This window comes from Psychrobacter sp. G, assembly GCF_000418305.1.
Classification (GTDB): Bacteria; Pseudomonadota; Gammaproteobacteria; order Pseudomonadales; family Moraxellaceae; genus Psychrobacter; species Psychrobacter cryohalolentis.
Genome location: NC_021661.1, coordinates 58291 through 83194 on the forward strand (window position 1 = coordinate 58291; position 24904 = coordinate 83194).

24 protein-coding genes and 2 tRNA genes are annotated in these 24904 nt (G+C 43.0%); 10 read left to right on the top strand and 16 right to left on the bottom strand.

Features of this window, described 5'->3' with window-relative positions; translation table 11 throughout:
* Positions 1 to 11: 11 nt before the first annotated feature.
* Positions 12 to 335: a chaperone modulator CbpM gene (locus tag PSYCG_RS00240; RefSeq protein WP_020442445.1), complete on the top strand. Its 324-nt coding sequence runs from the start codon at positions 12 to 14 to the stop codon at positions 333 to 335.
* Between the two features lie 87 nt (positions 336 to 422).
* Here PSYCG_RS00240 and sstT read toward each other — a convergent pair whose 3' ends face one another.
* From sstT to PSYCG_RS00260, 4 genes are all read right to left on the bottom strand, one after another.
* Positions 423 to 1625 (bottom strand): serine/threonine transporter SstT, encoded by a 1203-nt coding sequence (gene sstT / locus PSYCG_RS00245; protein WP_011512424.1) that lies wholly within the window; start codon positions 1623 to 1625, stop codon positions 423 to 425.
* A gap of 194 nt (positions 1626 to 1819) precedes the next feature.
* Positions 1820 to 2275: a DNA polymerase III subunit chi gene (locus PSYCG_RS00250; protein WP_020442446.1), complete on the bottom strand. Its 456-nt coding sequence runs from the start codon at positions 2273 to 2275 to the stop codon at positions 1820 to 1822.
* A 21-nt stretch (positions 2276 to 2296) separates the two neighbouring features.
* The gene (locus PSYCG_RS00255; protein ID WP_020442447.1) at positions 2297 to 3976 is read right to left on the bottom strand and encodes a leucyl aminopeptidase; all 1680 of its coding nucleotides are present in this window, start codon (positions 3974 to 3976) and stop codon (positions 2297 to 2299) included.
* Between the two features lie 251 nt (positions 3977 to 4227).
* Positions 4228 to 4833, bottom strand: coding sequence for a cysteine hydrolase family protein (locus PSYCG_RS00260; protein WP_020442448.1), 606 nt, complete (start codon positions 4831 to 4833; stop codon positions 4228 to 4230).
* 463 nt (positions 4834 to 5296) lie between these two features.
* On the opposite strand from PSYCG_RS00260, the gene PSYCG_RS00265 reads away from it, so the two are divergent.
* Both PSYCG_RS00265 and lptG read left to right on the top strand, forming a co-directional pair.
* Positions 5297 to 6583: an LPS export ABC transporter permease LptF gene (locus tag PSYCG_RS00265; protein WP_041772357.1), complete on the top strand. Its 1287-nt coding sequence runs from the start codon at positions 5297 to 5299 to the stop codon at positions 6581 to 6583.
* A complete protein-coding gene (gene lptG / locus PSYCG_RS00270) occupies positions 6583 to 7809 on the top strand; it encodes an LPS export ABC transporter permease LptG (RefSeq protein ID WP_020442450.1) in 1227 nt (408 codons plus the stop codon). Before PSYCG_RS00265 ends, lptG begins: the two co-directional genes overlap by 1 nt.
* Positions 7810 to 7903: 94 nt before the next feature.
* Here lptG and PSYCG_RS00275 read toward each other — a convergent pair whose 3' ends face one another.
* Positions 7904 to 8512, bottom strand: a complete 609-nt coding sequence (locus tag PSYCG_RS00275; protein ID WP_020442451.1) for a class I SAM-dependent methyltransferase — start codon at positions 8510 to 8512, stop codon at positions 7904 to 7906.
* Between the two features lie 381 nt (positions 8513 to 8893).
* Here PSYCG_RS00275 and PSYCG_RS00280 point away from each other — a divergent pair, with 381 nt between their 5' ends.
* Positions 8894 to 9337, top strand: a complete 444-nt coding sequence (locus PSYCG_RS00280) for a hypothetical protein (RefSeq protein ID WP_011512431.1) — start codon at positions 8894 to 8896, stop codon at positions 9335 to 9337.
* 123 nt (positions 9338 to 9460) lie between these two features.
* Here PSYCG_RS00280 and xerD read toward each other — a convergent pair whose 3' ends face one another.
* The 7 genes from xerD to recN form a co-directional block, all read right to left on the bottom strand.
* Positions 9461 to 10399, bottom strand: coding sequence for a site-specific tyrosine recombinase XerD (xerD, locus tag PSYCG_RS00285; protein WP_011512432.1), 939 nt, complete (start codon positions 10397 to 10399; stop codon positions 9461 to 9463).
* Between the two features lie 107 nt (positions 10400 to 10506).
* A complete protein-coding gene (locus tag PSYCG_RS00290; protein WP_020442452.1) occupies positions 10507 to 11721 on the bottom strand; it encodes a methyltransferase in 1215 nt (404 codons plus the stop codon).
* 69 nt (positions 11722 to 11790) lie between these two features.
* Positions 11791 to 12051, bottom strand: a complete 261-nt coding sequence (gene tusA, locus PSYCG_RS00295) for a sulfurtransferase TusA (protein ID WP_020442453.1) — start codon at positions 12049 to 12051, stop codon at positions 11791 to 11793.
* Positions 12052 to 12103: 52 nt separating this feature from the next.
* Positions 12104 to 12637 (bottom strand): hypothetical protein, encoded by a 534-nt coding sequence (locus PSYCG_RS00300; protein ID WP_020442454.1) that lies wholly within the window; start codon positions 12635 to 12637, stop codon positions 12104 to 12106.
* A 221-nt stretch (positions 12638 to 12858) separates the two neighbouring features.
* The gene (gene ruvX, locus PSYCG_RS00305; RefSeq protein WP_020442455.1) at positions 12859 to 13380 is read right to left on the bottom strand and encodes a Holliday junction resolvase RuvX; all 522 of its coding nucleotides are present in this window, start codon (positions 13378 to 13380) and stop codon (positions 12859 to 12861) included.
* Between the two features lie 50 nt (positions 13381 to 13430).
* Positions 13431 to 13994, bottom strand: a complete 564-nt coding sequence (locus PSYCG_RS00310; RefSeq protein ID WP_011512437.1) for a YqgE/AlgH family protein — start codon at positions 13992 to 13994, stop codon at positions 13431 to 13433.
* A 130-nt stretch (positions 13995 to 14124) separates the two neighbouring features.
* Entirely contained in the window at positions 14125 to 15804 is a 1680-nt protein-coding gene (gene recN, locus PSYCG_RS00315) for a DNA repair protein RecN (protein WP_020442456.1), read from the bottom strand.
* 533 nt (positions 15805 to 16337) lie between these two features.
* On the opposite strand from recN, the gene PSYCG_RS00320 reads away from it, so the two are divergent.
* Both PSYCG_RS00320 and rlmB read left to right on the top strand, forming a co-directional pair.
* Positions 16338 to 16673 (top strand): pyrimidine/purine nucleoside phosphorylase, encoded by a 336-nt coding sequence (locus PSYCG_RS00320; RefSeq protein WP_020442457.1) that lies wholly within the window; start codon positions 16338 to 16340, stop codon positions 16671 to 16673.
* 204 nt (positions 16674 to 16877) lie between these two features.
* Entirely contained in the window at positions 16878 to 17648 is a 771-nt protein-coding gene (rlmB, locus tag PSYCG_RS00325; RefSeq protein ID WP_020442458.1) for a 23S rRNA (guanosine(2251)-2'-O)-methyltransferase RlmB, read from the top strand.
* Here the strand turns inward: rlmB and coaE are convergent.
* The 4 genes from coaE to pilB form a co-directional block, all read right to left on the bottom strand.
* A complete protein-coding gene (coaE, locus tag PSYCG_RS00330; protein WP_020442459.1) occupies positions 17611 to 18303 on the bottom strand; it encodes a dephospho-CoA kinase in 693 nt (230 codons plus the stop codon). The two genes, rlmB and coaE, sit on opposite strands and share 38 nt — an antisense overlap.
* Positions 18304 to 18386: 83 nt before the next feature.
* Positions 18387 to 19286, bottom strand: a complete 900-nt coding sequence (locus PSYCG_RS00335; protein WP_020442460.1) for a prepilin peptidase — start codon at positions 19284 to 19286, stop codon at positions 18387 to 18389.
* Positions 19287 to 19311: 25 nt separating this feature from the next.
* On the bottom strand, positions 19312 to 20535 hold the full coding sequence (locus PSYCG_RS00340) for a type II secretion system F family protein (RefSeq protein WP_020442461.1): 1224 nt from the start codon (positions 20533 to 20535) through the stop codon (positions 19312 to 19314).
* 237 nt (positions 20536 to 20772) lie between these two features.
* Entirely contained in the window at positions 20773 to 22485 is a 1713-nt protein-coding gene (pilB, locus tag PSYCG_RS00345; RefSeq protein ID WP_020442462.1) for a type IV-A pilus assembly ATPase PilB, read from the bottom strand.
* A 397-nt stretch (positions 22486 to 22882) separates the two neighbouring features.
* On the opposite strand from pilB, the gene tpiA reads away from it, so the two are divergent.
* The 4 genes from tpiA (at position 22883) to PSYCG_RS00365 (ending at position 24674) form a co-directional block, all read left to right on the top strand.
* A complete protein-coding gene (tpiA, locus tag PSYCG_RS00350) occupies positions 22883 to 23692 on the top strand; it encodes a triose-phosphate isomerase (protein WP_020442463.1) in 810 nt (269 codons plus the stop codon).
* 228 nt (positions 23693 to 23920) lie between these two features.
* Entirely contained in the window at positions 23921 to 24229 is a 309-nt protein-coding gene (gene secG, locus PSYCG_RS00355; RefSeq protein ID WP_011512446.1) for a preprotein translocase subunit SecG, read from the top strand.
* Positions 24230 to 24388: 159 nt separating this feature from the next.
* Positions 24389 to 24473, top strand: a tRNA-Leu gene (locus PSYCG_RS00360).
* A gap of 124 nt (positions 24474 to 24597) precedes the next feature.
* A tRNA-Met gene (locus PSYCG_RS00365) sits at positions 24598 to 24674 on the top strand.
* Positions 24675 to 24904: the final 230 nt, after the last annotated feature.

A 24904-nucleotide genomic window follows, 5' to 3' on the forward strand; every position in this document is an offset into this window, starting at 1 on the left:
GGATAATCGCTATGAAACACTCGCCTGAATTTAATGACATTATCATGAGCTTAGATGAGCTGATATCTGCCTGTGGTCAAGAGCGCCAGTGGGTGATCGAGCTGATTGAAGAGAACATCATCGAATATGATGTACCAGAGCGCGAGCAGTTTACTGGCTATCAGCTGACGACTGTGCGCCGTGCGTCCCGCCTAAGTCGCGACTTTGAAGCCAGCGTGCCAGCAATTGGTCTGATACTTGAGCTGCTAGATGAAATCGAGCAACTGCGCCAATTAAAACGTCAATTGAATATGCAAGCACCTGTTATTGAAGTCACGATTGACCAATTAAAATAGTTAAATGAACAGTAAAAGCCGATCATAAAAAAGAGCCCAATCATTGATTGGGCTCTTTAGCATTTAAACATACGATTTTATAGCAAATTAACGAGCATATTTTGGATCAGCAGCAGCGGTAAATAAGACGTCTGTTGATGAGTTCAGAGCGGTTTCTGCAGAATCTTGTATGACGCCGATGATGAAGCCAATTGCGACTACTTGCATTGCAATGTCATTTGGAATACTAAATAGGCTTGCCGCTAATGGAATTAGTAGCAATGAGCCACCAGCAACACCAGATGCGCCGCAGGCACTAATCGTTGCGACCAAGCTTAATAGCAGTGCTGAGGCAAACGTCACTTCGATACCGAGCGTATGAGCAGCAGCAAGCGTTAAAACGTTGATAGTGATTGCAGCGCCTGCCATATTGATGGTAGCACCCAGGGGAATAGTCACTGAATAGGTGTCTTCATGTAGACCCAATTTACGCGCAAGGTTCATATTGACAGGGATATTTGCCGCTGATGAGCGGGTAAAGAAGGCGGTGATACCAGACTCACGTAAGCAGATAAACACGAGCGGATAAGGATTTTTTCCTGTCTTAACTAAGATAATGAGTGGATTGACGACTAGCGCGATAAATAGCATACAACCGACCAATACCATCAAGATGCGTGCATAGCCAGCTAAAGCTTCAAAGCCTGTCTCAGCGACGGTATTGGCAACCAAACCCAAAATACCAAAAGGCGCTAAGGCAATAACCCATTTTACCACTTGTGAGATGGCATCAGAAAAATCACCGACCACGGTACGAGCAGTATCACTTGCCTGACGTAAAGCAAAACCAATAATGATTGCCCATGCCAAAATACCAATATAGTTGGCTTCAGCGATAGCTTGAACGGGGTTGGCGACCAAATTCATCAGCAAGTTGGTCAACACTTCTTTTAAATTTGCTGGCGGTACTTGTTCAATTACCGCATTGACTAAAACCAGCTCGGTTGGAAATAAGAAGCTTGCCCCTACAGCAGTCAGCGCTGCTAAAAAAGTGCCAAACATATACATGATCAGCACGGGTTTAACATAGACCTCGTTGCCACTACGATGTTGGCTAATGGCTGCCATGACCAAAACGAATACCAGTATCGGCGCGACGGCTTTTAGTGCCCCCACAAATAAAGTACCCAATAATCCTAATGCAATACCAACATTTGGTGCCAACCAACCTATTAATACCCCTAATACTAAACCGATAATAATAAGCGGTACCAGTCCTATACGCTGGTACATCGCAATCAATGAACGCATCTATACACCCTCAACCTTGTCAATAAATAAGATATTTATAGCGAAAACAGAAAAATAATCGGAGGATGGTAGCATTTTTTGGGATAAGCGCCTACCTTTAACCCGCATCTGACTGGGCTGGTAGAGCTAAAGAAAAGGCGTTATATGTGACAAAAAGAATGATTTTACCGTAACAAATAAAGCGGTTTGAAGAATTAAACTTTAAAGTGGGTCAGCTCATAGCCGAGTTGTTGATAGCTTTTATATTTATGACGACCTTCTTGCACACTAGCTGCATCAGGTTTTATCAGCTCAAGGACGCGAGTAGGTTTCGCATTGATAGTAGCTGTCATAAAAGTGCTTACTGGATGTATAGTGGTATTAAGAACCATACCTTTAAAGTTAGCAGGTATATAATTGCTAAGAAGTACAGGCGCTAACGCTTTATGGTTGATATCAGTATCAGCATTCAAAAGGCGTTGATGTGGGATAAAGCTAGTAGCCTCTTGCGCCCATAATGCCTTATCAAGCGTCGATAGCAATTCATCATCGTCGATAAGAATTAACAACGATTGATTGCTTTTATTAAGCGCGGTTTGGGTCAGCTGACAAATAAAGCCCAAGAAATCTTGGGCTTTATTCTCAGTTAATACATAGAAGCTAACGTTCATAAACTGATTTTCATTAATAAGTTATGCCATGTTTACACTATTTCTCAGATATTGCATGAATAACGGTACAGGACGACCAGTCGCAGCTTTGTCTTGACCTGAAATCCATGCCGTACCAGCGATGTCTAAATGCGCCCATGCTTGGCCTTCTTCTATAAAGCGCGATAAGAAACATGCGGCAGTCACAGCGCCAGCACCTTTACCACCGATATTTTGAATATCAGCGATAGGCGAGTCAATCTGCGCTTGATACTCGTCATCCATTGGCATGTGCCAGATAAGATCACCTGATAAATGACTCGCGTTTTCTAAGTCGAACAACACATCTTCGTCATTACTAAAGACTGCTGAGCGGACATGACCTAGGGCAACCACACAAGCACCAGTCAAGGTTGCGACATCGATGATGGCTTTTGGCTGATAATACTTCTGTACGTAGCACAAGGTATCGCACAATACTAAACGACCTTCAGCATCGGTATTTAATATCTCAACTGACTTACCGTTCATTGCTATGATGATATCGCCAGGACGCGTCGCCTCTCCTGATGGCATATTTTCAGCACAAGCTAGCGCACCGACGACGTTGATAGGTAGACGCGCTTCACATAATGCTTTTAGGGTACCGAGTACCGCAGCAGAACCGCCCATATCAAATTTCATCTCATCCATCGCCGCACCTGGTTTGATTGAGATACCACCTGAATCAAAGGTCACGCCTTTACCGACAAGAACGATAGGTGCATCATCATTTGTAGTTTGGACATTGTCTTCGCTATTTTGGTCAGCTTTTTTAGCGGCTTTTTTGCTAGCAGCTTTGGTTGGTAACTTATCAGCCAATGCTTTTAGACCACCCGCTACTTTTGCGCTGTTGGTAATGGCTTTACTAGTATCGCCATCAGCATTGACGCTAAAATTAGACTTGCCACGATATTCCATTAACACCAGCTTGCCCTCTTTGGTCGAGCCTTGCGCGACCGATAAGAAGCAGTTCATACCTAATGCTGACATCTCTTTTTCACCTAATACGGTGACTTTTAAGAGGTCAGGATAAGTGGCTGCCAATTCCTGTGCTTGCTCAGCCATATACGCTGGAAAACAGATATTACCCGGCTCATTGGCGACGTCACGGGTTAAGCTTTGACCAGTGAAGACCGCTTGTGCAAAGTTTAACGATTCCTCTAAAGATGGCTCTGCCAATAAGTAGATGTCGGTTAAAACAGGCGTTTGCTGCTCAGATTTGTACTTGTCAAAACGATAGCTTGCTGCCAGTAGGCTCAGCGCGAATTGACTAAAATGGTTTTCTTCTAAAGCATCGCCCAGCGCAACAGTGATAGAGTCAACACGCTTTTGCGTGCTCTTATAAATGGTATTGGCAATTTTTTCTAGAACGCTATGACGCAATTTATCAACATTACCCACACCGACCAATAACAGCTGTACTGGATTTTCTTTGGTGGTTTTTTTATCGCCAGCTAAAGCATAGTCAGCAACGGTTTCACAAGCTTTGCCGTTAAAGTGCGATACTTCAATCAATTGCTCAATACGGGTTTGATAATCGTTTAATACTGACTCAGCTAAGATATTTTTCTTATCATCGATTAAGACGACAAGGCAAGCGGCATCTTTGCTTTTAGCTTCTTTTTTAAGAATTTTTTGTGTATGGGTTTTCGGTAAACTTTGCGTTAATTTAATATTCATATATTGTTATCCTTATTAGATGAATGCATTTTTTTAAAAGCGTGAATACAGTAAGGTGTCAAATTTAAAAAGATATCAAATTTTAACTGCTAACGCATTTGAATCGATAGTGTATTCTAACTGCTACTTATCTTAAATAGCACACCTATCAAGCAAGCATAGTAGTGTAGCATATCGGCATACAGTACGCAGTTAGCAAGGGTTAGGTAATGTTTCTGGAGCTATTTCTTGCATTATTCTAGGGTCTGTCGTTAGCTGTTAGTCAACTTATCAGTCGCTACTAGAGCGGCAAATCTATCTTGAAGTGCAGCCATCGCACTATCATGCACAGTATTAGCCGTTATGACTTGTCCTGCAACACTAGGCAGATCGCGCGTGGCACAAGCATCATGACACACGAAATTTTCAAAACCCAAATCAAAAGCTGCTCTGACGCTTGAGCTGACGCACATATGGCTCATAAAGCCTGCAAAAATAATTTGTTGCTTACCAGCCGATTTTATTAGTGCTTGCAGCTCGGTATCATAAAATGCATTAGGGTGCATTTTAACAATGGTTTTTTCGTCATTAATAGGCTGCAGGCTATTAATAATATCTACTTTTGATGATAATGGATTGAAAATTTTATCATTATCCTGCCCGTGATGAGTAACATGAAATATCGGAATAGATTCGTTCCTAGCTTTATCGAGTAGCAGGCGCGCGTTCGCAGTGGCTTTATTACCGGCATCACCTAACGGCATCGCGCCGTCAACATATTCATTCTGAAAATCAATCATGACGATAGCGCAATTTGACCAATCAATCTCATTAAATTGACCACCAGCTAATCCAAGTAAAGTAGAGGGAATAGACATTTTATGCTCCGTTAATTAGTAAACGATATAAGTATAGATGCTAAATCTTAAATAATTTTGAATGTTAACTGACGTTAAATACTAACAACTAATGCTGATAGTATTCAGTACGTGATACGTACAGTACACAAATTCAGTTAGAAAGCATGCATGAGAGACTTAATCGTGATGTCTGAGTTAAAGCGCTTATATCTTATATAGTGCGATTAGGTTTTAAATAGCGCAGTTACGTCCCAATTTAACCCTGTTGATGAGTGAGTAATAAATGCGTTATTGGTAACGGCTAGGTAATGTTTCCAAACACATTTCCACGCTATTTTTTCTAGAAATATGCTAGCATTAGCGGTTATGCCTATCGTCTCTGGTCAAGCTTAACTGTCCTTATCAATACAGACGCGATGAACCGCACGAACGCCAACTTCTACAACCGCTAAGAGTGCCTACTGTGATATTACGCCGCTATATGACCCAACAAGTTGCCTCAACGACCGCATTGGTCTTGGGGTTTTTAGTGGTGATGATGCTTGGCGGACGTTTGATACGCTATTTTGGTATCGCAGCTGAAGGTAATTTAGACATCGGTTTGCTGTTTACCATCATTGGTTATAACCTACCGTATTTCTTAGAGCTTATCCTACCATTGGCGTTCTTTATTGCGTTAATGCTGGTATTTGGGCGCCTGTATGTTGACCAAGAAATGGCAGTGATTAATGCCAGTGGCGTGTCGCGCGGTCGGCTTGGGCGCTTGATGACGCCATTGATTTTGGCATTGTTCGTTGGTGAGGCAGCATTATCCATCGTTGGTAAGCCATGGGGCGTGCGTTCATCTGAGAATGTCTGGCAACAGCAAGCGTTGACCAGTGCCTTTGACTTAATTCGCCCCAATCAATTTATTAGCAGTGGCAATTATCATCTGTATGTGGGCAGTTTAAGTGATGATAAAAAACAATTACAAGATGTGATATTGATTCAGTCTGAGCCTGAAAAAAAGGGCAATGGGGCTAAAAATAACACTGCTAAAAATAGTGCTATGGATCTTGAAAATAACATCGATGTCGAAACTGCCGAACAGCTCAATATTCCAGAATTGCCCACAGCGCTTGCCAATAATAATATTAGCAAAGACACGATTACGCTTGCCAAACGTGCTGAACAAGTAGATACCGGCAATAGTGGCGTAACCCAATTGGATTTGTTCCAAGGTCGCCGTTATGAAGTCGGGGCTGGTAGCTTAAAATACAATCAAGTAGGTTTTGATCGCTATCGTATTACCTTGACGGAGTCGTCGAAAGAAGTCATAACCGAAGACAATATCGAGACGCAGGCGATTGGACCGTTATGGCAAGCGGCAACAGGCAATGCGCAAGTGGGTAGTAATAATGCCATGCGTGCGGCCCAAAGCGAGCTTGGTTATCGTTTATCATTACCATGGCTGATGATTATCGCGCCGATGCTCGCCGTACCACTGGCGCAAGTTCGTCCACGTCAAGGTCGTTGGTTACGCCTATTTCCCTCCATTTTACTGTTTGTCAGCTGCGCGCTCGGTATCATCTCGCTCAAAAATGCTGTCGGTAAAGGCAGTGTAAGCGTGTGGGCTTATGCATGGCTCATCTTAGGATTTATGGCCTTGGCACTGTATATGAATTGGGGTAGCCGCGTGCAGCACCGATTGCGCTTTCGCAAGCCAGAAAATGAGCTTTTGACGGTTACCGACAATCAAAATAGTAGCTCACAAGGAGGGCAATCCTAATGAGTGCTCTATTCTCTAAATCATCGAAGCCGAATTCGCCAAATGCTAAATCGATGCTTAGCTCAAAACCGACTAACCTCAAAGTGCTTAGCCGCTATGTGAAACTAAATGCCTTGCTAGCGATTATCGCTGCGGTCATAGGATTGTGGGCATTACAGCTGGTATTCTCTTATTTATCTGAGCTTGATTCGCTAGATGAGAGCTATACGATGGGAGAGGCAATCAGATATATCTTTTATCGCTCGCCTTATTTTTTAGAACAATTTATCCCAACAGGGGCATTATTGGGTGCGGTCGTTGGTTTGGGCTTGCTGGCCAATAACAGTGAGCTGGTCGTCATGCGAGCTGCTGGTATTAGCGTTTATCGAATCGTCAGTTGGGTATTGCAGCCAGCTATGATTTTTGTAGTATTAGCATTATTCATTAACCAGTTTGTGTTGCCGTATTCCAATCAATTGGCAAATGAGATTAATAGTGAGGATAACAGCTCGCTAGTGACTTCAGTACGTGGTTACTGGACAGTGCAACCACGCTTTGAGAATACAAAAGACGGCAGTGCCAAGCCGGATGGTAGTGATATCTTGTATATCGATTATGCTGATGTCAAAGGGAATATCGGTCAGGTAAAGCGTTGGCACTTAGATAATAACGGCAACTTGCAAACCGCCATTCATGCTGAAGGTGGTAAATATATCGGGCGCGAGGCGCTTGCTACCGCTAGCAGCAAACCGAGCGAGCAATATCGTTATGAGTGGCAGCTGAACAATATGACCAAACTGATGATTAATCAAGGCTTTGAAAGTAGCCAAGCCATATCGCCCACAGACGCATTGAGTTTACCGTTTGCCCCTGAGTCTGTGTATTTGCTCACGCGTCAAGCTGAGGATTTATCTCTTACGCAACTTTATGAGCATCGTCAATTTATGCGTCAGCAAGGCACTCGCTCTTTAAGCCATGAGCTGGCGTTTTGGCAAAAGCTATTATCACCTTTATCCATTCTGTCACTAGTGATTGTCGCCTGCTCATTCGTTTTTGGCTCATTGCGTACGCACAGTCTCGGCTTGCGAATTGTCGTGGCATTATTATTTGGGCTGCTATTTAGTTATGTGCAGGATTTGGTCGGTTTTGTGTCACTAGCAACGGGCTTTTCGCCGCTACTGATGGTGATACTGCCAATTATTGCCAGTGCATTGTTGGGTGGATATTTACTGAAACGGCAGATGTAACTCTCAAAATGAGGTAAATCTAAAAGTTTAGCCATAAAAAAGCACGCTAGATCCTTATGATTTAGCGTGCTTTTTATTTGTCTGGTTCTAGCGTTTAATCTTTGGTTGCCATGGTAATCGTATAAGTCTTGCCCTGTTTTACCTTTTCGCTATTACCAAAGACTTCGGTAAATGAGCGTTTCATAAACTGACGTAAGCCATTAATCGTCACCACGTAAAAGCGTCCACCTTTACGCATACGCGCATGAGCATCTAGGAAATAAAGGTAATGCTGCTCTTTGCCTACTTTGGCTGGTAAGTTTGACATCACAAGACTAAAGTCTTTGTCTTTGGCCACGTGATTAAAGCCATTTGATAAATGTACATCGACATTTTTTAGACCATTCTTTTCACAATTAAGGCGTGCATATTCTACTGCCATAAAGTCTTTATCAATCAAAGTATGCTGACCATTAGGACATTCGCGCGCTGCTGCCATACCCAATACGCCGTAGCCACAGCCCAAATCTATCGAGTCATCATCCGCCTGAAAATCCACATAATCAAGTAACATCAAGCTACCGTCATCGAGCTTTTGTGGTGAAAAAATACCCCACGTGGTCGCAAAATCAAACGGCTTGCCGAGTACGTCTTCGCGAAAATTAATATCTTCGCGCCAGTATTTGGCTTTTTCTAATAGATCGCTAGGTGGTCTATGGCTCATGGAATTCTCGGATTATGGATAAGTAAAAGGTGGTGCATTGCTCAAACGAACAGGGTGCACATTATGATGAGTATTGTAACGATAAAAGGGAAGATTTGCAGCTACGTATTAGTGGAAATTGTGATGGGCACTAAAGGAGGGGTATTTGACAGAAACCATTATCAGATTTATGTCAGGTTGAAGTTACCCGTTTACGCATTTATATCGTAAATGCTATAGCATCCTTATTGAAGCTATGGAATACTAATAAAGCTAACTAATTGGTCAACTATTTATTGTAGTGTCTTCTTGATATGAAGAATTACGGTCATACTAGGAGTTGTACCAGCTTACTAAGATTAAACTCACCAAGCTTTACTTAATTAGAAAGGATGCTTAAATATGAAGTCTAAAATCAAAACGAAAATAAATCCAGCGCAAGAAACATTTATTCATATTGTACATAGTAAGCGTATTAAGCCTCTCAAAAAACAGCCGGGTGTCAAATGTGTGGAAGCAGTAAAAACGATCGACAAAGCTTATTTGGCTGAGCTATCTGGTTGTGATGAATATGTGTCTATCGCTTTTTGTTATAAAAACTATAATGAAGAGACCAAGCCTCGTCTTAGTGAAAATGAAAGCTGTGCTGTGATTAGTGTGGCCAAAGCCAAAGAGCTATTAAATACTACAGAGTTGGCTGAAGAAGCATTGTCTGCTGTCAGTATTATTTTATTTAGCGCTGTATCACAGACGTTTGGTGGCTTCTTAACGGATGGGGAAACCAGTAAGCGTTATGTACTATCAAAAGGCACAGAATATGCAGGCTTGTCCTCATTATCGCTATAGCATATAAGCAAGCTTACGTTTCTACTAAGTATGAAAAAACGGCAGTATTATTATAATATTGCCGTTTTTTTGCTTTAATTCATAGGTTTTTATGTTGGTAATAATATCTCGTAGATCAGTAAGCTAACCCCTTGGATGATGTTCAGCATGTAACTTCTGCAATCTAGCCGTCGCCACATGGGTATATATCTGCGTCGTCGATAAATCACTATGCCCTAATAATAACTGTACGCTCCGTAAATCGGCACCGTGATTGAGTAAATGAGTAGCAAAAGCATGACGTAAGGTATGCGGTGATAGGTCTTTATCAATACTGGCAACTTTGGCGTACTTCTTTAGCAGATACCAAAAGTTTTGCCGGGTCATATAGCCACCTTGCGCAGTTAAAAACACTGCTTGGCAATTTCCTGCTTTTAAATGGGCTATCAAATCACCACGTCCATGCGTCAAATAATCTTCAAGCGCATCTGCTGCATATTCCCCTAAAGGCACTAAGCGGGTTTTATTGCCTTTCCCCGTGATTTGTAGCCAGCCTGAGTTTAGATTCACTTGTTCAAGAGACAAGTTAACCAACTCACTAACGCGCAAACCGCAAGCGTAAAGTACCTCTAACATGGCTTTATCACGTAGCCCTAGCGCAGTACTGCTATCGGGCGCGGCAAGGAGATTATCGACGTCAGCTTCTGCCAAATCTTTTGGCAGTGGACGACCAAGTTTCGGGCTTTTGATACGCTCGCAAGGATTGTCTTCACGTAGGTTGCTGGCAATCATCCACAGATAAAACTGACGCAAACTTGAAAGCATGCGCGCTTGCGTACGCGGCGTTTTCCCATCTTGAGTAAGAATAGACAGGCAGTGCAGCACATCTTCGGGCTGCCAACGCGTTAGTGCCGTATGATTGGTTAATTCGCAGGAGCGCAAATCACGCACATAGGCGTTACGGGTACGCGTGGCCAAACCACGAGCCAGCATTGCTTGACGAAATTCGGTTATATAAGCCGGTTCATCATCTACGGCCAGCGCTTTTGGTTGGCGCTGCTGTACGGCACGGTCGCGGCTCATAAAACATACTCGGCAGTGGTATAAGAAATTACAAGTGGATATAAATGATATTTTTTATATTAAGTTGACTATCCGTTAATAAAATTTGGCAAAGTCATTTTTACCCTTTAAGTATTAACAGGTACCAAACACCATAGCGAGGTGACTTCCGCATTACGCGCTGCAAATAGTGGATCAGTATCGTCTTGGCTTCGACCGTGTTTAGGTTGGGTATCGAGACGGTATTTTACTTCTAAACCAGCATTAGTAAACCAGCCCAATAATTCATCGCGGCTGCGCAACTGCAAATGTTCTGCCAAATCTGACAGAATCAACCAGACCTCTCCTTGTTTAACTAAATGCTGCTTTGCGCCTTGCAAAAACCCACGCAACATCGTGCTATTGGCATCATAGACGGCAAATTCTAAGGGCGAGGTTGGCTTGGCGGGCAACCAAGGTGGATTACAGACTAGCAGATTAGCCAGTGGCGCATCAGTCGGATACAAGTCCGCTTGCTGCAATTGCACTGCAGGTAAAGCTAAACGTGTAAGGTTGTCACTAGCGCAGGCTAATGCACGCGGATTTAAGTCCGTCGCAATTACCTGTTTCACACCGCGCTGCGCCAGAATAATAGCAAGCAAACCGGTTCCGGTACCGATATCAAAAGCAACATCATAACTTGCTGGCAACGGTGCGTCGAGCAACAGCTGTACATACTCATGACGAGTCGGTGCAAAGACGCCATAATGTGGGAAAATTGATAAACCCAAATTTTCGATTGCCACCCCTTTTACGCGCCACCCTGCCGCACCTAAGGCACCTTGCAGGTCACGAAATGAAATTAGACATGACTCATTCAACTCACCAAAAGCAGCGGTACAAGCAGCACTGACATCAGGGGCGCGGCGTAACTGGCTGACATAACCGGCATCAAGCTCTAATAATAAACGGCTTAATAGGCGCGAACGCTGTGATTGGACTTGGCGTTGCTGATGAAAAAGATTAGGGATGTCTTTAGAGGGTGCCAAAGTCTCATCTGTAGATTTAGCGGACTTAGCAGGTTTATTAGCTGCTTTATTAATTTTACGCTGCTCAGAACGCTCATTCGCACGGTCAATGCGTCGAGTGATGGCTTGCAGCAGTTGCCTTGCATTATTAAAGTCACCGCGCCACAGCATTGACGTTCCAGCACAAGCCAAGCGATAAGCCTCATCGGCTGTTGTTTTGTCGTCGACCACAACAATACGTGCAGGCGGCACATGATTGCTTTGAGACAACCAGCGGGCCTGACGTAAGGTTTCATTTTCGTGCCATTGCACGTACTGTATTTCTGTTGCTAACACGCGACCTACCTTTCAGATGTGAATGATGTATTTTTATAACGCAAAGATATTTCTGCATTATATATTGCGCTAAGCGCTCTTTTTCTTGACTAAATAACGATAGGTTGGCGCATCGTTTAGCGTTTCTTGATGGACAAGGGTATGTCCCAAGTGCCGGCAGAAATTAGGAATGTCACGCGTAGTGGCAGGATCAGTGGCTAATATCTCAATCACATCGCCGCCATCCGCTTTACGAATTGTCTTATGTAGCATCATGACTGGCTCAGGACAAATCAGTCCTTGGGTATCTAGATGATGGTGAATAGTCGTGTCTAATATTGAAGTCGTCATATTTTTTTATAAACCTAATAGATAAGTTTGGTAGCTGAATACTTGTTTATTACTAATCTTGTAAAGGCGTATTTTCTGCATCAGTAGGGGTAATAATTTTATTATTTTCAGTGCTGTTATTATTTTCAGGTAAGTCGGCTAGGGCTAAGAAATTAAAGAAGCGCTTAAAGCTCACCTTAAATAAAAAAGCCACACCGAGCCACGATGCCAATCCTAACCAAGCCGTATCGGCAAATAACAGCCCGCCGATCAGGATAATACTTGAGACACCAATGGTCATGATAACCATCGAGGTTTGATTGAGACGATAGCGATAGATGATAAAGGCATTATATAGCGTCAGTGGAATGGTCAGCGCCACCAAAGCATAAGGTAAGTTGTAGAATAGTTGATACAGGAGCTGATTGTCATGAAAGGCTTTGATACTAGCAATGGTGCCAAAAACCATAAAAGCGATAATAGCGGCATAAATGAGATAGACGGCTATTTGGTTGACACGTTGGGCGCCTTTGATACGCGCAATAGCAAGCGGTGCAAAACCATGTCGTGAGCTATTGTGCAAAGAGTGGTCTGAGACAGAGGTCATAATAATCAGTCATTTATTCGTTTGGATTGAGGAGGTACAGTTAATTCACTTTTAAAAGGGTACAGAACTACTGGGGTTAATTATTCGCAGCCTCTGTCTGCGTAGGCACAGCAAGCAAGGAAAATTAACCCCAGTAGTGATTGATAACATTTGTATTTCTTTTATGTAGAACCGACTATATCAGGTATTGATGGGACATTAAAAAGAAAGCTAATGCTCAATTAATCTGCTTTGATGGCGTCGATGGCGATACTGCTATGAGGATCAGCAAAGTAGGTCGACATTAAAATACAGGCAGAGATATCATCAATCGGAGCGCGCTCATGTTTAATCCAGCCATTTTCCCATGCTATCTCACGCGCGGCGACCGATGTTAGGCGCTCATCGCATAGAGATACGATGACAGGTAAATGCTGCTCCATGATTCTATGTGCCAGACGACGGGCAAATTTATGTGCTCGTTTTGACAGCATAGAGCTGCTACCGTCCATATTTAACGGCAGTCCGACTACTACCTTTGCCACGCCCCAAACCTTGATAATACCGAGTAGATTATCCCAATCAGGTTGCCCATTATTCATCGCTAAAATATCAAAGGCACGCGCCGTTTCTGTCAAGCTATTACCGAGTGCCATACCCATTTTTTTAACCCCATAATCTAAGGCTAAGATAAGATGTGGCTTAATCGCTGGCTCAGCAACGCTAGTGTCAGTACTGTCTTTTATAAGAGTGCTATCTACCATAATAAGGGGTGTTTCCTATTTTTAGTTCTGTATTCGTTCAGCGTATGAAATTAAGCATGACCGATGTCACTGCTTAAATAATCAAAATTAACCCCAATCTTATCAGCGGCCATTTGCCAGCGTTCCTCAAAAGGCGTATCAAACAATAAGTTTAAATCAGCAGGGCATACCAGCCAATCGCCGTTGGCAAGCTCACGATCGAGCTGTTTTTTACCCCAGCTGGCATGACCTAAACAGAGCTGATAATGACCAACGCCTTGACCGGCTGCAATACGTTTGAGGATATCTTGGCTGGTAGTGATGCAGACATTTTCTGAGATGGCAAATGAGGATGCCCATTCTGGCTGCCCTGTATGCAACACAAAGCCAACCTCAGGGTACATAGGTCCACCTTCTAATGCCAGATCTTCCATCACCTGTGCGTCTGTTACCTCAATATCCAGATCTTCTAGCAGTTTTCCCACGCGTGCCTGCTCTAATGGACGATTGACCATCAGACCGAGGGCACCGTGTTTATCATGACGGCAAATATAAATCAGCGCCTGCTCAAACCGTGGGTCTGACAGCTCAGGCGCCGCGATTAAAAAATGATGGGTCAAATTGGCTTTGGACATAGAGACAAATGCAACCTACTAATAAAGGTAAAATAACAGAGCTGACACCACTATATGGCGATAATGAATAAAAAATCAACTAAAGCAAGGATTTAGCAATAAAAAAGTATTTATGGTGGTCAATCAATGATCATTTAACATCGCTCAATAAACTGCGCGCATGGTCACGAGTGACATCGGTGATAATAACGCCACCAGACATACGTGCCAGTTCATCTACTTGCGCACTCTCGGTTAAGATGACAAGCTCACTTTCAGTTTGCTCGTCATGGTGTTTTTGTACCAAGATATGCTGATGCGCTTGCGCAGCGACTTGGGCTTGGTGGGTAATGGCGAGTAATTGCTGCGTTTGCCCAAGGGCGCGCAACAGCTCGCCCACCACTTGTGCCGTACCGCCACTGATACCGACATCAACTTCGTCAAAGACCAGCATAGGTTTTGCCGCATTATTATCTGCATTGGTCGCTTGCAAGACCTGCATCACTAGTGCCATACGCGATAGCTCACCACCTGAAGCGATTTTGTGTAGCGGCTGCATCGGCATACCGACGTTGGCGCTGAATAATAAGTCGATATCATAACAGCCTTGTCCATTATATTGGCTGACATCGGTCTTTTTGGTAAAAACGAATTCACAACGTGCATTAGGTAGGGCAAGCGGCTGTAGTTGCTTAATCAGCTGTTTGCTGACAATCGGTGCAGCTTTAGCCCTTTTTTTATTTAGCTCAGTTGCTAGTGCTATATACTCTTGCCATGCTTGCTCAATTTGTGCCGCCATTGCATCACTGCTTGGCTCGTTTTCTAATTGTTCTAATTGCGCTTTCCAGCCTTTTGCTTCATTAATCAAGTCGCTAGCTGGCAAGTTATGCTTACGTGATAGGCGATGACCTAAACTGATCAAACTGTCTAATGACTGCAAACGCTCAGGGTCAGGCAATTGCTGCTCAGCATAATCTGACAATAAGCCAGTCACTTCAGTGATTTGCTGCTGCGCCAAATGTAGCTGTTCTGAGGCTTGCTCAAAGGTTTGGCTAACGCTCATTTGATTATCGCATAGTTTAATTGCTTGCCCGAGCAAGGTCATTACATCGGGCTCATCGGTATCATTATCGAGTAAATGCAAGCCATGACTGGCCTCGATCATTAGTGCTTCAATATTAGATAATTCTTCGTGTTCTGCTTCTACTTCTGCATAATCAACGACCAATAACGGTGCGATATCTGCTAACTGGCTTTGCAACAGTTGAATACGATCTTGGCGCTGAGCTTCACGGCTAGCGAGATCGTCAGCGCGGCGTTTAAGTTGCTGATAAGCTTGATAGCTACTTGAGGTCTGCGTAGCAAGAGAAGTTATCTGTGCCATTTCATCTAGCCATTGCACTACAAATTGTGGCTTGAGTAGCGCCTGCTGAGCATGTTGACTATGAATATTGACCAGCAATGCACCCAAACTCTTAAGCTCAGCTAAACTGACAGGTGTGCCATTTAACCATGCTTTTGAGCGCCCTGTATTGCTAAGCTGGCGGCGAATCAATACATCTGGCTCTTCTAACGCCCGCTCATTTTTGGCAAACCATTCAGCAATGATACTATTGTTTTCTACATCAAATTGCGCGTAGATATCCGCGTGCGCCGCGCCATGTCTGACCATCGCACTGTCTGCGCGCTCGCCGATACATAAAGACAGCGCATCGAGTAATAGCGATTTGCCAGCGCCTGTTTCACCAGTGATGACATTGAAGCCTTCAGCCACACTCAGCTCATGCTGAGCAATTAACGCAAACTGATTTAAAGTTAATGATACTAGCATCAACGCCTCTCATGACAGACAACAAACCTCAAATACGATGTCATGTCGTACAAGGAGGTTATCTCTACAATAGGTTAAATAAAGGAATGAATCGGTTCAGTTCATACTGCAACATAGATAAATGCAATTGGCAAATAGTATGGTGGCAAATAATCTTAAATACAAATATTAAAGGTAATCAATAACATCACTTAAAGCCATCATAATAAGCGGAACTTTCCTGCCGCTGTAACAAACTTTATAGATATAATGTGGTAGCATAATCTCACATAATGATAAACTCTTACCACCAGATTTTCGTGCATTCTACGACAGAGCAGTTAGCTTGTAGAACATGATACAAACCTGTGTGTCAGTAAGTATCAGTAATAAATGGTTATTTTTAAACCTATAAGATAAATCAATTCTATAATCAGCGCACAGCAAAGTAAAAATGATTTAGAGTCGATGGTAAAAGGTAGATACAACAACGCTTATCTACACATTCAATTTGGTTTTTTAGTTGGCAATAATTATTTGATAAGGAAGCCACTATGACAGCGGCGCAATTTACTAATGTAACAGTCAATGCTCAAGCCACGATATCCTATGATGGTCGTTGCTCAAGCCATACCATTATGTTCGAGGACGGTCGTCATAAGACATTAGGTGTTATCTTACCTTGTGATAATTTGGTCGAGCATTATCACTTTAGTACCAATACATCTGAACGTATTGAAATCACTAGCGGTGAGTGCGAAGTCAAAATAAATGGGGAAGAGGATTTCAGCTACTACCGCGCAGGACAGTCATTCGTGGTTGAAGGTAATAGCGGTTTCAATTTACGCACAGAACAGATCGTCCAGTATATTTGTCACTTAGAAGGCTAATGCGCCTCAAAGTATCGTTATATAATTGATGAAGCCAAAAGCCAATGATTCCAAAGAAATAAATCTTATGAGGTTTATTTCTTTTTTTTGCTGACATTATTTAGATGAAGCTGGTCATTAATTGCTACAATTACACATCTCTATTTTTATTGCATGTTTTTTATAACACTGTGCAATACCCACTTTATAATCAATAGGTCTATTATGGCAAAACCTACCTATTTTTATGGCATTCATGCCATTGATGCCTTGCTCGAATACCGTCCTCTTGATGGACTGAGCTTGTTTGTACAGCAAGGGCGCGAGACTGACAGTCATGTACAGTCTATTATGGCGCAAGCACGTGATAATGGCATCAGTATTCAACCAACGCAAAAAGACAAACTTACTCAGCTGTGTGGTAGCCCGCAACATCAAGGCGTAGTGCTGAACGCCCGTCCATTAGGCTTCGCTGATGAAGGTTTGCTAGATAAGCTTGCTGGTCGAGATGATTGTTTGTTACTGGTACTAGATCAAATTACGGACGCCCATAATTTTGGCGCTTGTTTGCGTACAGCAGTAGCCATGGGTGTCGATGCAGTCATTTGTCCGAAACATCATGCAGCTAGCTTGACGCCAACGGTTGCCAAAGTATCTGTCGGTGCAGCTGAAATGATGCCTATTGTTAGCGTGACCAATCTGGCACGCACGCTGACAAAAATTAAAAATGCCGGCGTTTTTGTGTTTGGTACCGCTCTTAATGCCGATGCCAAACCAATCCATGCTGCAGATCTGACTGGTAAGACGGCTATTATCATGGGTTCAGAAGGTGAGGGGATGCGTCGCCTGACAACAGAAAGCTGCGATGAGCTGGTTTATATTCCGATGTCAGGCAACGAGCATGGCAACTTGCAAAGCTTAAATGTCAGTGTGGCGACAGGTATGGCTTTGTATGAGATTAATCGGCAGCGAACTTTAGCTGCTGGGCAAGCTTAAGATAATCTTGATGGAGCGGCTCTAATTGTACATATAGCGCCGCAAGATCACTCTCATTTAATACCACATCATCCGCATGACGATTGCGCTCTTCACGGCTTAGCTGATTGACCATAATGGCTTTAATTTTTTGCACACTTAGCGCATCACGTTGACTGGCACGCGCAAGCTGGGTATTTTCTGTGGCATCCATCACCAAAATACGTTGACATAGATTGGCAAGCCCGGCTTCAGCTGCTTCAATTAATAGCGGCGCTGACAACACTACATACGGCGAGGTACTCTCTGCCAATTGCTTTTTTGCAGCTTCGCGTATCGCGGGATGGGTAATCGCTTCAAGCTCAATTAGAGCATCAGGGTAAGTAAACACATGGGTTCGTACAGCGGCGCGATCCATCTCACCATCAGCATTTAGCACCCAATCTCCAAATTTCCTCTGGATTTTGCGCAACGTTGAGCTGCCTTTGACCACCACTTCATGTGCAATGACATCTGCATCAATAATATCGATTCCCTGCTGTGCGAACCAGTCACTGGCGGCTGATTTGCCACTGCCGATACCACCCGTTAAACCCACTACCAATGTTTTACTTTTATACTCAGGCGTTTGCGGCTGATGCGAATAAGGTGAAGGTGCTGCTGCGTATTTTGACATAATGATGACTTATCTGACTGATAGAAGGATAATGACTATAATCAATGAAAGGTTAAGATAACTGATTGAGAAGTGACTACTGCTTAAGTATACATGCCTAAATACCAATTAACGATATCTGAGCCGTATAACAACGCCACAATACCGGCAATAGCAATATAAGGACCAAAGGCAAAAGGCTTGCTCTCACCTTGTTTTTTCATCAAGATAAGACCAACGATGGAGCCAAGTAAAGACGACAGAAGGATAATCAATGGTAACATCAGAGGACCAAGCCACGCGCCCAGTACTGCCAATAATTTAAAGTCGCCTTGTCCCATACCATGCTTTTTGGTGATTAAATAAAATATCTTGACCACTATCCATAACGATAAAAATCCCAATAACAGGCCCCATATCGACTGAGTAGGGGGCACAAACCAACCTTGTAAATTGACCGCCAATCCTAGCCCTGCTAATGGAAAAGTTAAGCGGTCAGGCAATAACTGTGTATCAAAATCGATACCAGTTAAGGCGATGAGTGTCCAGACTAAAACTAATGCCGACAGCCCTACTATTCCGACGCCAAAATGATAAATGACTAGTGCAGATAGCAGAGCAGTGACCAGCTCAACGATAGGATATCGAAGCCCGATAGCCGCTTTGCAAGCTGAGCAACGTCCGCGTAGTACTATCCAGCTAATTAAAGGGATGTTTTCATACCATTTAATTTTATGGGTACAGTGCGGGCAGCGCGATGCTGGTTTACTTAAGGTAATAGGTGTATCAGTGGCAACAATATTAACTAATGGCATCGTATGCTCACGCGGCATATCTGCTTGCTCATATATAAACTGGCTACACTCTTGTCGCCAAGCCGATACCATCATCAGCGGAGTGCGATGAATTACCACGTTTAAGAAGCTACCGACGCACAGCCCTAGTAGACCAAATACGACCAAAGCGATTGTCATATTTTCTTGTAGTAACTGTATAAATTGCATGAATTAGCTGTCCTTTAATTAGCTTTTAACCTACTACTGAGCCCATCTGGAAGATTGGCAAGTACATGGCAATGACCAAGCCACCAACTAATACGCCAAGTACCGCCATAATCATTGGTTCCATTAAGCTAGTTAGTCCGTCGACCGCGTTATCGACTTCATTTTCGTAATAAACAGCTACTTTATCTAGCATTTCTTCTAAACTACCGGACTCTTCACCGATACCGACCATTTGAATAGCAAGACTTGGAAATAAATTGGTTGAACGTATCGAGAACTGTAATTGTTGTCCCGTAGAGACGTCATTTTTGATTTGTTGAATAGCGTTATAAAATACGACATTATTTGCTGCACCGGCAGTAGAGTCTAGCGCATCAATAAGCGGTACGCCGGCAGCAAAAGTCGTGGACAGCGTACGAGCAAAACGCGCAATCACTGCTTGGTAAGCGATATTGCCAAATATTGGGGCTTTTAATACCGCACGGTCTAGGACATCACGAAATTTCTTTGAACGCTTCTTAGCTTCTGAAAAGCCAATAATTGCGCCACCAATAAATACAATTAAGATGAACCACCATGCTTGCATCCACTCAGACATACCTACGACCATTTGGGTAAAAGCAGGTAATTCTGCACCAAAAGAGCTAAATAAATCAGCAAACACTGGAACGACTTTAACAAGCAGAATAATGGTGACAATAATAGCAACTACAACGACCGCGATAGGATATTTCATGGCTTTTTTAATTTTAGCTTTTAACAGCTCGCTTTTCTCTTTATAAGTCGCAACTCGCTCTAGCATGGTTTCTAACGCACCTGACTGCTCGCCAGAATCAACAAGCGAGCAAAAAAGATCGTCAAAATAGCGGGGATGCCTTCGTAATGATGAAGCAAAGGTTCCACCAGCTTCGATATCGGCTTTAATTTGTAACACCAAGTCTTTCATACTCGGATTATCTAGAGAGTCCGCGACAATCTCAAAGGATTGAGTCAATGGCACCCCAGCTTTCATCATGGTTGCCAATTGACGTGCAAAAATAGCAATATCGATAGGCTTGATAGACTTTTTAAAGGTGTATAAGGGTTTTGGCTTTTTCTTGATACCTTTAACCGTAATACCTTGTTTGCGCAACGTGGCTTTGGCAAGCTCTAAGCTACGACTGGTCGTCTCACCTTTTACCTTTTGCCCGCGACGGTTGACGCCATCATATACAAAGTCTAACAGCATGTCGGTCTTAGCTTTTGCCATGTCCGTTCCTTCAAAAAATGGTCTGATATAGTCCAATATAGATAATGCCTGCTATAAAACGTAGTTAACCCATTGTTTTAAGCGGATATACTTTATTTTAGCGCAAAAAACCAGTGTTTATCTGTTTTATTTTTCCTACTGGCTATTATTGTTTAATAGTAATTAAACAACAAGTTTTACGGACATAATGAAATTTACTCAGAGGAATATCTGTACCAAGCTTTTCAACCAAATATGCTATTCAGAAGTCACGCGCATCATTTCTTGAATACTGGTGACACCTTGTAAAACCTTTAAAACACCAGAGCGACGTAAGTCTCTAAAACCGTTTTTTAGCGCCGCATCTTTGATGTCTATCGCGTTACCATCTTCCATGATAATACGTGAAATATCTGGAGTGACTTTCATCACCTCATAAATGCCCACACGTCCTTTGTAGCCTTCACGGCACTCATTACAACCGACTGGCTCGTAGATGACATTGTCTGTATTGTCCAAATCTGTATCTGTAAAACCAAGCTCAAGCAGACTTTGACGCGGAATATTGATAGGTTTTTTACAGTTTTTACATAAGCGCCGTGCCAATCGTTGGGCAATGACCAAGTTCACGGAAGTGGCAATATTAAAAGAAGCGACACCCATATTGCGTAATCGCGTTAACGTTTCAGGCGCTGAATTGGTATGTAAGGTTGAAAGTACCATGTGCCCTGTCTGTGCTGCTTTAATCGCAATCTCAGCAGTTTCAAGATCACGAATCTCACCAACCATCACAATATCAGGATCTTGGCGTAAGAAAGACTTAAGGGCGGTGGAGAAAGTCAGCCCCACTTTTGGGTTGACGTTGACCTGATTAATACCTTCAAGGTTAATTTCGACAGGATCTTCGGCAGTCGAGATATTGGTCGAACCAGTATTCAGGAGGTTAATACCAGTATAGAGTGAGACGGTTTTACCAGAACCAGTGGGACCAGTAATTAGGAGCATGCCTTGCGGTTTATGTAACGCCTCCAAAAACATATCTTGTTGGTCAGGCTCATAGCCCAACGCTTCAATACCAAGCATGGCTGATGAGGGATCTAGAATACGCAAAACCAGTTTTTCGCCAAACAAGGTAGGTAGGCAACTTACCCGAAAATCGATGGCCTTATTTTTAGATATCTTTAGCTTAATACGTCCATCTTGAGGGACACGGCGCTCTGAGATATCCATTTGTGACATTACTTTTAAACGCGCAGCAATTTTCCCCGCGAGTTGTACGGGCGGGTTGGCCATTTTTTGCATCACACCGTCGACTCGAAAGCGCACTCGATAGCTTTTTTCATAGGGCTCAAAATGTAAGTCGGACGCACCCATACGAATGGCATCTACTAGCATTTTATTAACAAACTTGACGACCGGTGCTTCCTCGACGCTATCAGAGATTTTGGTCTCACCGTCATCTTCTTCTTGATTCTCATCAAAGCCAATATGCAAATCACTATTAGAAAAGCTATCAAAATTTTGCATACTATCAGCATAGAAGCTTTCAATACGCCTTTTAAGCTTATCTTCTTCGACTACAACGGTTTCAATTGACAAGCGAGAGTTAAAGGCAATCGCATCAATCGCATCGATACGGGTCGGATCGCTCAGTGCCACAAATAAGCGTTGCCCACGCTTAAACATTGGTAAGGCATTAAACTTACGGACGATTTTTTCGTCGACCAAGTCTTTTGGGATGACCTCTGAGCTGAGCGCATCGAGATCAAATAAAGGATCGCCGAATGCTTGCGATAGCATTTGAGCCAATTGATAGGCATTGGCGAGCTTATGCTCTACCAGATAAGAGACCAGTCCTACTTGCTGCTGCTGCGAATCAGTCTGCGCCGCTTTCATATGCGCTTCGCTTACGATACCTTCGCTAATCAGCTGCTGTGCTAAGCCACCGTATTTACTGGTTGTGATAGACATTAAGACTTCTCCTTGCTCGATATCTTGTAGGCGATAGATTTACCTAAATAGCAGGCTATTCACCGTGTTTTACTTATTGCCATTTTATCGTTGATAGTTGAGCTAATTATTAAAATAGTTATTTTAAATACGGGTTTGAGATAAAAAAATCGATTGTCTGCACTTTATCCTATATTGAGAAAATCATATAGGGATTTACGTGAGCGCAAAGGTTTTATAGAGAGTAGGGCTCGATTCGCTAATCAAAAATAATTATTCAGCAATAGTTACTAAAGCAACGGTTGAAAGGTCAGTTTTGATTTGGGGCGCACTATACTATAGCACTTGTGAAATATTTGTTATACTTGCGCGCATATTAGCCATATTGGCAGCCATATATAAGACAAGGTAGAGAAGAATGCAAGCTTGGGTAATTGGAAATTGGAAGCAGAATCCAGCAACGAGCCATGACGTAAACGCACTACTGGACGACTTATACGCTGCTATTAGTACAACCAAGCAAATGAGCCACGATAACTCCGCGCGTTGTCAAATAATGGTAGCACCAAGCTTCATACATTTAGCAGCAGTGAATAGTCGCCTAAAAGACACCTCAATACTGTGCGCAGCTCAAGACGTTAGTGGACACAGTGCCAGTGTTGGTGCTTATACAGGTGAATGTTCAGCGCAGCAGATAGTCGATGCTGGAGCGACTTGGACAATCCTTGGTCACTCAGAGCGCCGTCAGTATCATCAAGAATCTAACGATTCTTTATTGCAAAAAATGATTCATGCGTTGTCACAAGATTTAGGCGTGGTATTTTGCATTGGTGAAAGCCAAGCGCAATATGATACCAAGCAAACGCTTGAAGTCATTGATAATCAGTTAGCAGTTATCAAAGAATTCATTACACAGCAGCCAGAACTTATTGAGGCATTACCGACTCGTCTCATTATTGCTTATGAGCCAGTATGGGCAATAGGTACAGGTAAAGTGCCAACGGTAGCAGAAGTCAGCGCCACTCATAAGCATATCAAGCGAACGTTGGCAGGATTTGCCGACTCATTGTCTAACATGACGGTTTTGTATGGCGGTAGTGTCAATGCTGATAATGCCAATAGCTTTGCTGCTGATCCTATGATTGATGGCGCTTTAGTTGGCGGTGCTTCATTGAAAGCTGACAGCTTTCTGACGATTGCCACCGCTTTTAGCCAAGCCACTATCTAGTAGATTCTTGATAGATATGATAAAAACGTGAGTCTTTATTGTAATTGTTATTCACAAAATGTCTTTATCAGTTGGCAAAAGTGGGTTTAACAGTGCCCTTGCAATCGTGTACAATACGCCCTATTTATATCATCGATATGGCAACATTTACCGCCAATCTTTATCACTATTACACCATACGATTTGTTTTTCGTTATCAGTCGTCATTACGCGGCAAAAGAGGCCACCATGTTTACGTTTATATTAGCCCTGCATATTATCGTGGCGATTGCCATGATTGGCTTGATTTTGATACAGCATGGTAAAGGGGCAGATGCAGGGGCTTCTTTTGGTGCCGGTTCATCAGGTACAGTGTTTGGTGCAGCGGGCACTGCCAACTTTTTAACACGCGCGACAGCCGTATTGACCGCCATCTTTTTTATCACGAGTATGACCCTTGCGGTCCATGCTCGTAAGCAGGCAGAAGATCAGTTTCGTCTAGATGCACCGGTTTCAGCACCACAAACGCCGCGGCCTTTGACACAAAATCCTCAGTAGCTGCTGTTACTCTACTTTTTTAAGTAGGCAGCCCTTGCTATTTGAAAGCGTTACATTTACAATGCTTTTTCTGTTTTTACAAGTCTTAGACCTTTGATGCTTACCTTACGCGTCAACTATAATGGGTATTGAGAATATAGAGAGAACAGTTAGAGTAATGCGATTGTGGTGGAATTGGTAGACACGCCATCTTGAGGGGGTGGTGGCGCAAGCTGTGGGGGTTCAAGTCCCCCCAATCGCACCAAGTTTTAAAGTTGTATCGTATTAAGTGAGTCGTTCATAAATAGCTAAGATTTTTAATTTAAATTATTTTTAAATAAAGATTGACACTACTATAAAACTTCCCTATAATACGCGTTCTAGATTGATGCGGGGTGGAGCAGTCTGGTAGCTCGTCGGGCTCATAACCCGAAGGTCGTTGGTTCAAATCCAGCCCCCGCTACCACTTTTTATACTGATGTTTTGCACACTAAATTTGTCAGTAACAATTAGCCCACCATTATGCTTGTGGGTTTTTTTGTATCTGGCGGTCTGTGTAATCGCGATATCTATCCTACTTATGCTAAGCTCTATGTCTATAGAGTGCGATACCATTTATAGAAGCTTGTCATCACATGTCATTCATGGCGCGATGATACTTAAGCACACTATCTTTTATTCCTCACTCTTTTATCG

What these genes read in the sequence shown, in the direction of transcription:
- PSYCG_RS00240 (WP_020442445.1), top strand. Translation starts at nt 12, where the DNA reads ATGAAACACTCGCCTGAATTTAATGACATTATCATGAGCTTAGATGAG.
- sstT (WP_011512424.1), bottom strand. Translation starts at nt 1,625, where the DNA reads ATGCGTTCATTGATTGCGATGTACCAGCGTATAGGACTGGTACCGCTT.
- PSYCG_RS00250 (WP_020442446.1), bottom strand. Translation starts at nt 2,275, where the DNA reads ATGAACGTTAGCTTCTATGTATTAACTGAGAATAAAGCCCAAGATTTC.
- PSYCG_RS00255 (WP_020442447.1), bottom strand. Translation starts at nt 3,976, where the DNA reads ATGAATATTAAATTAACGCAAAGTTTACCGAAAACCCATACACAAAAA.
- PSYCG_RS00260 (WP_020442448.1), bottom strand. Translation starts at nt 4,833, where the DNA reads ATGTCTATTCCCTCTACTTTACTTGGATTAGCTGGTGGTCAATTTAAT.
- PSYCG_RS00265 (WP_041772357.1), top strand. Translation starts at nt 5,297, where the DNA reads ATGACCCAACAAGTTGCCTCAACGACCGCATTGGTCTTGGGGTTTTTA.
- lptG (WP_020442450.1), top strand. Translation starts at nt 6,583, where the DNA reads ATGAGTGCTCTATTCTCTAAATCATCGAAGCCGAATTCGCCAAATGCT.
- PSYCG_RS00275 (WP_020442451.1), bottom strand. Translation starts at nt 8,512, where the DNA reads ATGAGCCATAGACCACCTAGCGATCTATTAGAAAAAGCCAAATACTGG.
- PSYCG_RS00280 (WP_011512431.1), top strand. Translation starts at nt 8,894, where the DNA reads ATGAAGTCTAAAATCAAAACGAAAATAAATCCAGCGCAAGAAACATTT.
- xerD (WP_011512432.1), bottom strand. Translation starts at nt 10,399, where the DNA reads ATGAGCCGCGACCGTGCCGTACAGCAGCGCCAACCAAAAGCGCTGGCC.
- tusA (WP_020442453.1), bottom strand. Translation starts at nt 12,051, where the DNA reads ATGACGACTTCAATATTAGACACGACTATTCACCATCATCTAGATACC.
- PSYCG_RS00300 (WP_020442454.1), bottom strand. Translation starts at nt 12,637, where the DNA reads ATGACCTCTGTCTCAGACCACTCTTTGCACAATAGCTCACGACATGGT.
- ruvX (WP_020442455.1), bottom strand. Translation starts at nt 13,380, where the DNA reads ATGGTAGATAGCACTCTTATAAAAGACAGTACTGACACTAGCGTTGCT.
- PSYCG_RS00310 (WP_011512437.1), bottom strand. Translation starts at nt 13,994, where the DNA reads ATGTCCAAAGCCAATTTGACCCATCATTTTTTAATCGCGGCGCCTGAG.
- recN (WP_020442456.1), bottom strand. Translation starts at nt 15,804, where the DNA reads ATGCTAGTATCATTAACTTTAAATCAGTTTGCGTTAATTGCTCAGCAT.
- PSYCG_RS00320 (WP_020442457.1), top strand. Translation starts at nt 16,338, where the DNA reads ATGACAGCGGCGCAATTTACTAATGTAACAGTCAATGCTCAAGCCACG.
- rlmB (WP_020442458.1), top strand. Translation starts at nt 16,878, where the DNA reads ATGGCAAAACCTACCTATTTTTATGGCATTCATGCCATTGATGCCTTG.
- coaE (WP_020442459.1), bottom strand. Translation starts at nt 18,303, where the DNA reads ATGTCAAAATACGCAGCAGCACCTTCACCTTATTCGCATCAGCCGCAA.
- PSYCG_RS00335 (WP_020442460.1), bottom strand. Translation starts at nt 19,286, where the DNA reads ATGCAATTTATACAGTTACTACAAGAAAATATGACAATCGCTTTGGTC.
- PSYCG_RS00340 (WP_020442461.1), bottom strand. Translation starts at nt 20,535, where the DNA reads ATGGCAAAAGCTAAGACCGACATGCTGTTAGACTTTGTATATGATGGC.
- pilB (WP_020442462.1), bottom strand. Translation starts at nt 22,485, where the DNA reads ATGTCTATCACAACCAGTAAATACGGTGGCTTAGCACAGCAGCTGATT.
- tpiA (WP_020442463.1), top strand. Translation starts at nt 22,883, where the DNA reads ATGCAAGCTTGGGTAATTGGAAATTGGAAGCAGAATCCAGCAACGAGC.
- secG (WP_011512446.1), top strand. Translation starts at nt 23,921, where the DNA reads ATGTTTACGTTTATATTAGCCCTGCATATTATCGTGGCGATTGCCATG.